The following is a 9,232-nucleotide window of genomic DNA, read 5'->3' as shown; positions in this document are numbered from 1 at the left end:
GGGCCGCCGTGCGGGCGGCCCGGCGGACGGTGTCAGGCGAGGCAGACCAGCAGGTCGCCGCCCTCCACCCGGGCCACGGTGTCGATCGCCAGACGGGACACGGTCCCCGCCTTCGGCGCGGTGATCGAGGCCTCCATCTTCATCGCCTCGATGGTGGCCACCGTCGCACCGGCCTCGACCTCGTCGCCCTCGGCGACGGCCAGCGTGACCACGCCCGCGAAGGGAGCGGCGACGTGCCCCGCGTCGGACCTGTTCGCCTTCTCCGCCGTGCGCACCTTCGACGCCAGCGCCCGGTCCCGGATCTGGAGCGGCCGCAACTGGTCGTTGAGGGTCGCCATCACCGTGCGCACCCCGCGCTCGTCGGCCTCGCCCAGGGCCTCCAGCTCGATCAGGAGCCGCACGCCCGGTGACAGGTCGACCGAGTGCTCCTCCCCGGCGCGCAGGCCGTAGAAGAAGTCCGCGCTGGACAGCACGCTGGTGTCGCCGTAGGCGTCGCGGTGCTCCTCGAACTCCCTGGTCGGGCCGGGGAACAGCAGCCGGTTGAGCGTCGCCCGGGTGTTCTCGGCCAGACCGGCCCTGTCCTCCTCGGTCAGCTCCGCCACGGGGCGCGCCTCCGCGCGGCCGGCCAGGGCCCGCGTGCGGAAGGGCTCGGGCCAGCCGCCGGGCGGGACGCCCAGCTCACCGCGCAGGAACCCGACCACCGAGTCCGGCACGTCGAACCTGCCCGGATCGGCCTCGAAGTCGGCCGGGTCCACCCCGGCGCCGACCAGGTGCAGGGCCAGGTCGCCCACCACCTTGGAGGAGGGCGTGACCTTCACGAGGTGGCCGAGCATCCGGTCGGCGGCGGCGTACATCGCCTCCACGTCCTCGAAGTGGTCGCCCAGCCCCAGCGCGACCGCCTGGGTGCGCAGGTTGGACAGCTGGCCGCCCGGGATCTCGTGGTGGTAGACCCGCCCCGTCGGCGAGGTCAGCCCGGCCTCGAAGGGCGCGTAGACCCGGCGCACGGCCTCCCAGTACGGCTCCATCTCGTTGACCGCGTCCAGGCTCAGGCCGGTGGCGCGCCCGGTGTGGTCGAAGGCGGCCACGACGGCCGACAGCGACGGCTGCGAGGTCGTGCCCGCCATCGACGACACGGCCCCGTCCACGGCGTCCGCGCCCGCGTCGACCGCCGCGAGGTAGGTGGCCAGCTGGCCGCCCGTCGTGTCGTGCGTGTGGACGTGCACCGGCAGCTCGAACTCACGGCGCAGGGCCGAGACCAGCCGTGCCGCGGCCGGGGCGCGCAGCAGCCCGGCCATGTCCTTGACCGCGATCACGTGCGCGCCCGCGGCGACGATCCGCTCGGCGAGCCTCAGGTAGTAGTCCAGCGTGTACAGCTTCTCCGAGGGGTCGGACAGGTCGGAGGTGTAGCACAGCGCCACCTCCGCGACCCCGGTGCCGGTCGCGCGTACCGCCTCGATGGCCGGGCGCATCTGCTCGACGTCGTTGAGGGCGTCGAAGATGCGGAAGATGTCCACGCCCGTGGCGGCGGCCTCCCTGACGAAGGCGTCGGTCACCTCGGTCGGGTAGGGGGTGTAGCCCACGGTGTTGCGCCCGCGCAGCAGCATCTGGAGGCAGATGTTGGGCACGGCCTCGCGGAGCGCGGCCAGCCGCTCCCAGGGGTCCTCGGCCAGGAAGCGCAGGGCCACGTCGTAGGTGGCGCCGCCCCAGGCCTCCAGGGACAGCAGTTCGGGCATGGTGTGCGCGACCGCGGGCGCCACCGCGAGCAGGTCCCTGGTGCGGACCCGGGTGGCCAGCAGGGACTGGTGGGCGTCCCGGAACGTCGTGTCGGTGACCCCCAGACGCGGCGAGTCGCGCAGCCAGCGCGAGAACCCCTCCGGTCCCAGCTCGGCCAGGCGCTGGCGCGTCCCCGGGGGCGGGGAGCCGGCGGGCAGCGCCGGCAGCTTCGTGGCCGGGTCCACCAGGTGCGGGCGCTCCCCGTGCGGCTTGTTCACGGTCACGTCGGCCAGGTAGGTGAGCAGCCGGGTGCCGCGGTCGGCGGAGGGCCGGGCGGTCAGCAGCTGCGGCCGCTCCTCGATGAAGGAGGTGGTGGCCCTCCCGGCCTGGAAGTCGGGGTCCTCCAGCACCGCCTGGAGGAAGGGGATGTTGGTGGCGATGCCGCGGATGCGGAACTCGGCCACGGCCCTCCTGGCCCGGCTCACCGCCGTGGCCAGGTCCCGGCCGCGGCAGGTCAGCTTGACCAGCAGGGAGTCGAAGTGGGGGCTGATCTCGGTTCCCGCGGCCGAGGTGCCGCCGTCCAGGCGGATGCCCGAGCCGCCGGGGGAGCGGTAGGCGCTGATGATGCCCGTGTCGGGGCGGAAGCCGTTGGCCGGGTCCTCGGTGGTGATGCGGCACTGGAGCGCGGCGCCGCGCAGGTAGACGGTCTCCTGGGCGATGCCGAGGTCGTCCAGGGTCTCGCCGGAGGCGATCCTCAGCTGGGCCTGGACCAGGTCGACGTCGGTGACCTCCTCCGTCACCGTGTGCTCGACCTGGATGCGCGGGTTCATCTCGATGAAGACGTGGCTGCCGTCCTCGCCGACCAGGAACTCGACCGTGCCCGCGTTGCGGTAGCCGATCTCCCGGGCGAAGCGCACGGCGTCGGCGCAGATGCGGTCCCGCAGGCCGGGGTCGAGGTTGGGCGCGGGGGCGAGCTCGATGACCTTCTGGTGGCGCCGCTGGAGCGAGCAGTCGCGCTCGTAGAGGTGGACGACGCCGCCGCTGCCGTCGGCGAGGATCTGCACCTCGATGTGGCGGGGGTTCACCACGGCCCTCTCCAGGAACACCGTGGCGTCCCCGAACGCGGTGGTGGCCTCGCGCATCGCGGCCTCGACCGACTCGCGCAGCCGCCCGGCGTCCGGGACGCGGCGCATGCCGCGCCCGCCGCCGCCCGCGACGGCCTTGACGAACAGCGGGAAGCCGATCCCCTCGGCGGCGGCCACGAGTTCGTCCACGTCGGAGGACGGTTCGCTGGACTCCAGGACGGGGACGCCCGCGGCCCTCGCCGCGGCCACGGCGCTCGCCTTGTTGCCGGTCAGGTCCAGCACGTCGGCGGGGGGACCGACGAAGGTGATCCCGGCCCTCTCGCAGGAGCGGGCGAGCTCGGGGTTCTCGGACAGGAAGCCGTAGCCGGGGTAGACGGCGTCCGCCCCGGCCTCACGGGCGGCGCGGACGATCTCGTCCACGGAGAGGTAGGCGCGGACCGGGTGGCCGGGCTCGCCGATCTGGTAGGCCTCGTCGGCCTTGAGCCGGTGGAGCGAGTTGCGGTCCTCGTGGGGGAAGACGGCGACGGTGCGGGCGCCGAGTTCGTATCCGGCGCGGAGGGCGCGGATGGCGATCTCGCCCCGGTTGGCCACGAGCACTTTGCGGAACATGCCGGGTTCCTCCTGATCTTTCAGGTGTGATGCCGGGGCGCATGGTCCGGCGCCGTTGCCGGGGCCCACGGGAGGGTGGATCACGGGCACCCTAGCCACCCGGCGGGGCCCGGCCGCCACCTGGGGTGCGCCCTTCGCGGGGCCGGCGGGCCACCCCGCCGGCGCCCGCCGGTGCGGCGGCCGGGGCCCGCCCGCCCCGGCCTCAGGGGTTGACGCGCTCCGTCCAGTCGGGCGGGACCCGCCCCTCCGGTCCGGGAACGGGCTGGTCCGACGGGTGGCTGCTCGGCGGGGCCAGCTCCGGGCCGATCGTCATCTGCTGCCCCCGGAAGTCGAAGAACCAGTCCTCGCCCGGCTCGAAGCTCTGGATGATCGGGTGCCCGGTGCCCTCGTGGTGGCGCGTGGCGTGCCGCCCGGGCGAGGAGTCGCAGCAGCCGACGTGCCCGCAGGCGGCGCACCGGCGCAGGTGCACCCACCACCCCCCGCCCTCGAGGCACTCCTGGCAGCCGGTCCCGCTCGGCGGGACGGACGGGTCGATCTCGGGAACAGCGCTCTCTCCGTTGCTCATGGCGACCACGCTACTCACCGGAGCCCGGATCCGAACGCGACCCGCTGACCGGCCGGGACCGCTCCTCCGCGGCCAGCGCCTCGCGCACCCCCTCGGCGGTGGTCTCCCGCAGCTCCTCGTCCAGGAGCAGCCAGCGGGTGATGCCGATCGACTCCAGGAACGGCAGGTTGTGGCTGGCGACCACGAGCGCGCCCTCGTAGGATTCGAGCGCTCCCGAGAGCTGCCGCACGCTGGCCATGTCGAGGTTGTTGGTCGGCTCGTCCAGCATGACCAGCTGCGGGGCGGGCGCGGCGAGCATCGTCGCGGCGAGGGCGGCGCGGAAGCGCTCCCCTCCCGAGAGGGTGCCCGCGGGCTGCTCGGCGCGCTTGCCCTTGAACAGGAACCGCGCGAGCTGGGACCGGATGTGCTGGTCGGTGACCCCCGGCGCCAGGCGCGACACGTTCTCCACCACGCTCAGCTCCTCGTCGAGCACGTCCAGGCGCTGCGGCAGGAACCGCAGGGGCACGAACGCCTCGGCCTCGCCGGAGGAGGGCTCCAGCAGGCCGGAGAGCGTGCGCAGCAGCGTGGTCTTCCCCGCCCCGTTGCGTCCGATCAGCGCGACGCGCTCGGGGCCGCGCAGCTCCAGGTCCCCCTCCCGCAGGCTCCCGTACGGCAGGGACAGCCCCCGTGCCCGCAGGACCACGCGGCTCCCGGGCACGGCGGTGTGCGGGAGGTCCACCCTGATCTCCGCGTCGTCGCGGACCGCGTCCGCCGCCTCCTCCCGCCGCTCGCGCGCCTCGTCGAGGCGCTCCTCGTGCACGCCGCGCAGCTTGCCCGCGGACTCCTGCGCGGACCTCTTGAGACCTCCCGCGATGATCTTGGGGATGCCGCCCCGGTCGTCCAGGCGCTTGCTGTTGCGCTGGCGGCGGGCCAGTTTCATCCGGGTCTCCTCCAGCTCGCGCTTCTGCCTGCGCACGTCCGCGTCGGCGGCCCGCAGGGTCCGCTCCGCCGCCTCCTGCTGGGTGGCCAGCGCCTCCTCGTACGCGGAAAGGTTGCCCCCGTACCAGGTGACCGAGCCCGCCCGCAGCTCGGCGACGCGGTCCACGCGCTCCAGCAGCTCCCGGTCGTGGCTCACCACGACCAGCACCCCGGAGCGCCAGTCGTCGACGGCCTCGTACAGCCTGCGGCGGGCGAACACGTCGAGGTTGTTGGTGGGCTCGTCCAGGAGGAGGATGTCGGGGCGCTCCAGCAGCAGGGCGGCCAGGCGCAGCAGGACGGTCTCCCCGCCGGACATCTGCCCCACGGTGCGGTCCAGCTCGACGTGTCCCAGGCCGAGCGGGCCCAGGGTGGCCAGGGTCCGCTCCTCGACGTCCCAGTCGTCGCCGACCGCGTCGAAGTGCGCCTCGTCCGCGTCCCCGGCCTCGATGGCGTGCAGGGCGGCGCGCCGCTCGGCGATGCCGAGGGCCTGGTCGACGCGCAGTGACGTGTCCAGGGTGATGTCCTGCGGAAGGTAGGCCAGGCTGCCGCCGGCGGACACCGAGCCCCCGGCCGGACTCAGCCGGCCGGCGAGCAGCCGCAGCAGGGTGGACTTGCCGGCGCCGTTGGCCCCGACGAGACCGGTGCGGCCCCGGCCGACGGAGAGTGAGAGCCCGTCGAAGACGGGTGTGCCGTCCGCCCAACGGAAGGAGAGGGCGGAGCAGGTCAGGGAGACGCCGGTGGCAGGCGTACTCGGCATGGTGTTCCTCGCGGTCGCAAGCGCTGTGAAGGGGTGGCTTCGTGGGCGAGCACCACGCGGCGGCCGCGTCTGAGGAGACGGGAGGTGTCCCGGGAGCATCGGGGACGTCCTGCGCCGAGGTCGCAAGCACGCGGGGTCACGGACGGCGTGGAAGCCAGTCGGGGTGTGACCGGTGTACGGGCCGGGCCGTACCGCGTGGTGATCGCGAACCTCAGATGCGCAACGTCCACCTCTGTCGTCGACAACAGGACGTGGGCCACTTTAGGGGATGGACCGCCCCGGAGTAAACCGTGTTTCCCCGTGGCGTGTGCGCGGGTCCGGCGGACACCGGGGCCGGGCCGCCGGACCGGTGGCCCGGCGGGGTCACCGGCGGCGGCGCCCCCAGCCGGAGCCGTAGCCCGCCACGTGCAGTGCGAGGCACAGCAGGCCGGCGAGGGCGAGGGTTCTCGTGGTGACGAGGTCCTGGATGCCCGTCCCGAGGAGTTCGAGGAGCAGGGCGAGTCCGAACAGGACCGCGGCGGCGGTGGCGAACACGGGGCCTCCGAGGGATGGTGGGTGTGTTCCCGGGCGCTACCCGTCTACCCGCGTGCCGAGGCGGCAACCACGGGCGCGGAGCCGCTGCCGACGCGGGTGCGCCGTGCCGTCGCGGTTGCGCGCCGCCCCGGCCCCCCGGCCCCGCGGTCCGCGCGGAGCCGGGGGCGGCCGCGGATCAGCGGTCGGTGGCGGGCCGCTCCTGCGGGGACTCCTCCCCGTCCTCGGGGCGGTGCGCCGGCCCCTCCAGGGAGGCCCGGGGGACAGGCCGCGCCTGGTGGTACGGGTGCTGACCGGGGTCGTGCGGCTCGGGCCGGTCGTACCCCGGGGAGGGGGTGCGGGGAGGGACGTGCCCGGTCCGCTCCGCCGACGGCTGCCCCTGCTCGTGTCCGGCCCGGGGGCCGGGCGGAGCCGCCGCCTCCCCGTCGGGGCGGTCGTCCTCGTCGCTGAGCCCCTTGGCCTCGGCCTTGAGGATCCGCGCGCTGCGCCCGAGCGACCGCGCCAACGCGGGCAGCCTGCTCGCGCCGAACAGCAGCAGCGCGATCACCAGCAGGATCATGATCTCGCGTGCGCCGATACCCATGTCGTCGTTCCTTTCCTCGTGGGGATCACGTGCCCGGGGCGGGCGGCCCCGGGTTCACCGCCGGTCCCTGCCGGGCGGTTCGCCCGGCAGGAAGCGGAACCCCGCCCCCGTCTCGGTGACGAAGTAGCGTGGCCGTCGCGGATCCGGTTCCAGCCGCCTCCTGATGTGGGACATGAACACGCGCAGGTAGTGGTGTTCGGTACCGTACCCGGGCCCCCACACCTCACGCAGCAGCCTGTCCCGCGCGACCAGGGCGCCGGGCTCGGCCGCCAGCACCTCGACGATGCGCCACTGCCGGGGCGTCAGGGGCACGGGCCGCCCCTGCCGGGTGACGCGCTCGGCCCGGAAGTCGATGGTGAAGTCCGCGGTGACGAGCGGGGGAGGGGGCGGGTGCGGCGCCGCCCGCCGCCGCATGACCGAGCGCAGGCGGGCGAAGAGCTCGCCCATGGAGAAGGGCTTGGTGACGTAGTCGTCCGCGCCCGCGTCCAGCGCCTCCACCTTGGTCGCGGGCGCGTCGTCGCCCGACACCACCAGGACGGGGGCCTCGCTCCACACACGCAGGCTCCGCAGGACGCCCAACCCGCCCAGAGACGGCAGGCACAGGTCGAGGAGGACCGCGTCGGGGCGGTGTTCAGCGGCCAGGGCCAGCGCCTGCTCCCCGGTCGCCGCGTAGAGGGGCGTGTACCCCCGCGCGCGGAGGTTCATGCCGAGCGTCCTCCGGACGGTGAGGTCGTCGTCGACCACCAGGACCCCTGGGATCCGCTCCATCCTCCCCCTTCCGTTCCGGTTCCCCGCCGCCGGGGCCGGGCCCGCGTCCGGCGGTCCCCGCCGGAGCCGAGGGGGAGGGGCCGGCGCCCGGCGCGCCCGGTGCGTCCGGTCCGCCGGAACCATCGAAGGGGATCCCGGGGGCGCGGGGGCGGGTCCTAACGGTTTCCATGCGGGTCCGGGCCGGGATCCTGACGCCTTCCTGACGTTCGCGGGCTCGGGGGCGCTGCGGCCCGCGCCGCCGGGGCACCGTCATGGCAGTGCGCCGGCCCCGCGCCGGGGGCACCGCCCCGCCCCGCCCCGGCCCGGGGCGGGGCCGGGGCGGCCCGGCCCCGGCCCCGAGGGCGCGTTCAGGACAGTCCGCCCACCGGGTCCTCCCCGGCCCGCCACCACACCCCGAGCCGCTGCCGCGCCACCAGCCACCCCGCGTCCGTCCGCACGAAGTCCCAGTCGTAGGGCCCGCCCATCTGGAACGGCCCGCCCGGGTCCGGCTCTTCGCCGACCGCCACGAACCACATGTAGCCGATCCCCGTCGCCCGGTCGCCCGCCACCTCGAACGCCGTGTTCAGCAGGTGGTGCTGCATGTGCGCGTACGGCTCCTCCGCGTCCCGCACCGTGCGCAGGATCTCCTCCCGGCCGCGCACCGCCTCCCACGGTCCGAACTCCAGGACCGCGTCCTCCGCCCAGCAGGCGATCCAGGCGTCCCAGTCCCGCGCGTCGAGGGCGCGCCAGCCCCGCACCAGCAGCTCGCGCAGGGACTCCTCGACCGCGAGGTCCTCCAGGGCGCGCAGGCGGTCCTCCAGGAGGCCGAGTCTCCGCACCAGCCCGGACACGTCCGCGGGACCGGGCCGCCCGTCGTCCCGCGCCGGGCTCACTGCGCGCTCCCGACCGGGCGCAGCACGATCTCGTTGACGTCGACGCCGGGCGCGGCGGACACCGCGTAGGCGATGGCGTCCGCGACCGCCGCCGCGGGCAGGGCCACCGCGCGGTAGGTCCGCATCGCCTCCCGGGCCTCGGGGTCGGTGATGCCGTCGGCCAGCTCGGACTCGGTCACACCGGGCGAGACGAGCGTGACCCGCACCGCCCCACCGGACTCCTGGCGCAGCCCCTCCGTCAGGGCCCGCACGGCGAACTTGCTCGCGCAGTAGACGGCCGCGGTCGGGGACACCTCGTACGCGCCCACGGACGCCACGTTCACCACGTGCCCGGAGCCCTGCGCCCGCATCACCGGCAGCGCGGCGCCGATGCCGTGCAGCACGCCCCGCACGTTCACGTCGACCATCCGCTCCCACTCGTCGGTGAGGCCGGCCGACAGCGGGGAGAGCGGCATCACCCCGGCATTGTTGACGAGGACGTCGACCCGGCCGAAGGCGTCCCGCGCCGCGGCGACGAAGGCGTCCACCGAGCCCGCGTCGGTCACGTCGAGGCGCCGGCACGCGGCGGTCGCGCCGCCCTCCGCCAGCTCGTCCACCAGGCGGGTGAGGCGGTCGGTGCGCCGGGCGCCCAGGAAGACGCGGTGGCCGTCGGCCGCGAGGCGCCGCGCGGTAGCCTCGCCGATACCGCTGCTCGCGCCGGTGATCAGAACACTCTTGGGGACAGGCGTGGCGTCGTTCATACGGGTGTGCCCTCTCTCGGGGGTCGGTCGGATACGGGCGCCGACCCGGCCT

8 protein-coding genes are annotated in these 9,232 nt (G+C 75.1%); all 8 read right to left on the bottom strand.

All coding sequences use genetic code 11. The features are described from left to right. Positions 1-32: 32 nt before the first annotated feature. The 8 genes from ACWGL3_RS28575 to ACWGL3_RS28540 all read right to left on the bottom strand — a co-directional run bounded on the left by ACWGL3_RS28575 (position 33) and on the right by ACWGL3_RS28540 (position 9,180). Entirely contained in the window at positions 33-3,407 is a 3,375-nt protein-coding gene (locus tag ACWGL3_RS28575; RefSeq protein WP_267948748.1) for a pyruvate carboxylase, read from the bottom strand. 202 nt (positions 3,408-3,609) lie between these two features. Further along, a complete protein-coding gene (locus ACWGL3_RS28570) occupies positions 3,610-3,972 on the bottom strand; it encodes a UBP-type zinc finger domain-containing protein (protein WP_267948749.1) in 363 nt (120 codons plus the stop codon). Between the two features lie 10 nt (positions 3,973-3,982). Next, the gene (locus tag ACWGL3_RS28565) at positions 3,983-5,686 is read right to left on the bottom strand and encodes an ABC-F family ATP-binding cassette domain-containing protein (protein WP_452462009.1); all 1,704 of its coding nucleotides are present in this window, start codon (positions 5,684-5,686) and stop codon (positions 3,983-3,985) included. A gap of 363 nt (positions 5,687-6,049) precedes the next feature. After that, entirely contained in the window at positions 6,050-6,220 is a 171-nt protein-coding gene (locus ACWGL3_RS28560) for a hypothetical protein (protein WP_267948751.1), read from the bottom strand. A 175-nt stretch (positions 6,221-6,395) separates the two neighbouring features. Then, positions 6,396-6,800 (bottom strand): twin-arginine translocase TatA/TatE family subunit, encoded by a 405-nt coding sequence (locus tag ACWGL3_RS28555; RefSeq protein WP_267948752.1) that lies wholly within the window; start codon positions 6,798-6,800, stop codon positions 6,396-6,398. Between the two features lie 54 nt (positions 6,801-6,854). Beyond that, positions 6,855-7,568, bottom strand: a complete 714-nt coding sequence (locus tag ACWGL3_RS28550; RefSeq protein WP_276567189.1) for a response regulator — start codon at positions 7,566-7,568, stop codon at positions 6,855-6,857. Positions 7,569-7,915: 347 nt separating this feature from the next. Further along, complete coding sequence (locus ACWGL3_RS28545; RefSeq protein WP_267948753.1) at positions 7,916-8,440, bottom strand: nuclear transport factor 2 family protein; 525 nt, start codon at positions 8,438-8,440, stop codon at positions 7,916-7,918. Continuing rightward, complete coding sequence (locus ACWGL3_RS28540) at positions 8,437-9,180, bottom strand: SDR family oxidoreductase (protein WP_267948754.1); 744 nt, start codon at positions 9,178-9,180, stop codon at positions 8,437-8,439. Before ACWGL3_RS28540 ends, ACWGL3_RS28545 begins: the two co-directional genes overlap by 4 nt. Positions 9,181-9,232 lie beyond the last annotated feature (52 nt).

The organism is Nocardiopsis sp. NPDC055824, from assembly GCF_053616335.1.
This window is presented reverse-complemented; position numbering and strand designations above follow the sequence as displayed.

Coding starts and splice junctions, on each gene's coding strand:
- ACWGL3_RS28575 (WP_267948748.1), bottom strand. CDS start 3,407: ATGTTCCGCAAAGTGCTCGTGGCCAACCGGGGCGAGATCGCCATCCGC.
- ACWGL3_RS28570 (WP_267948749.1), bottom strand. CDS start 3,972: ATGAGCAACGGAGAGAGCGCTGTTCCCGAGATCGACCCGTCCGTCCCG.
- ACWGL3_RS28565 (WP_452462009.1), bottom strand. CDS start 5,686: ATGCCGAGTACGCCTGCCACCGGCGTCTCCCTGACCTGCTCCGCCCTC.
- ACWGL3_RS28555 (WP_267948752.1), bottom strand. CDS start 6,800: ATGGGTATCGGCGCACGCGAGATCATGATCCTGCTGGTGATCGCGCTG.
- ACWGL3_RS28550 (WP_276567189.1), bottom strand. CDS start 7,568: ATGGAGCGGATCCCAGGGGTCCTGGTGGTCGACGACGACCTCACCGTC.
- ACWGL3_RS28540 (WP_267948754.1), bottom strand. CDS start 9,180: ATGAACGACGCCACGCCTGTCCCCAAGAGTGTTCTGATCACCGGCGCG.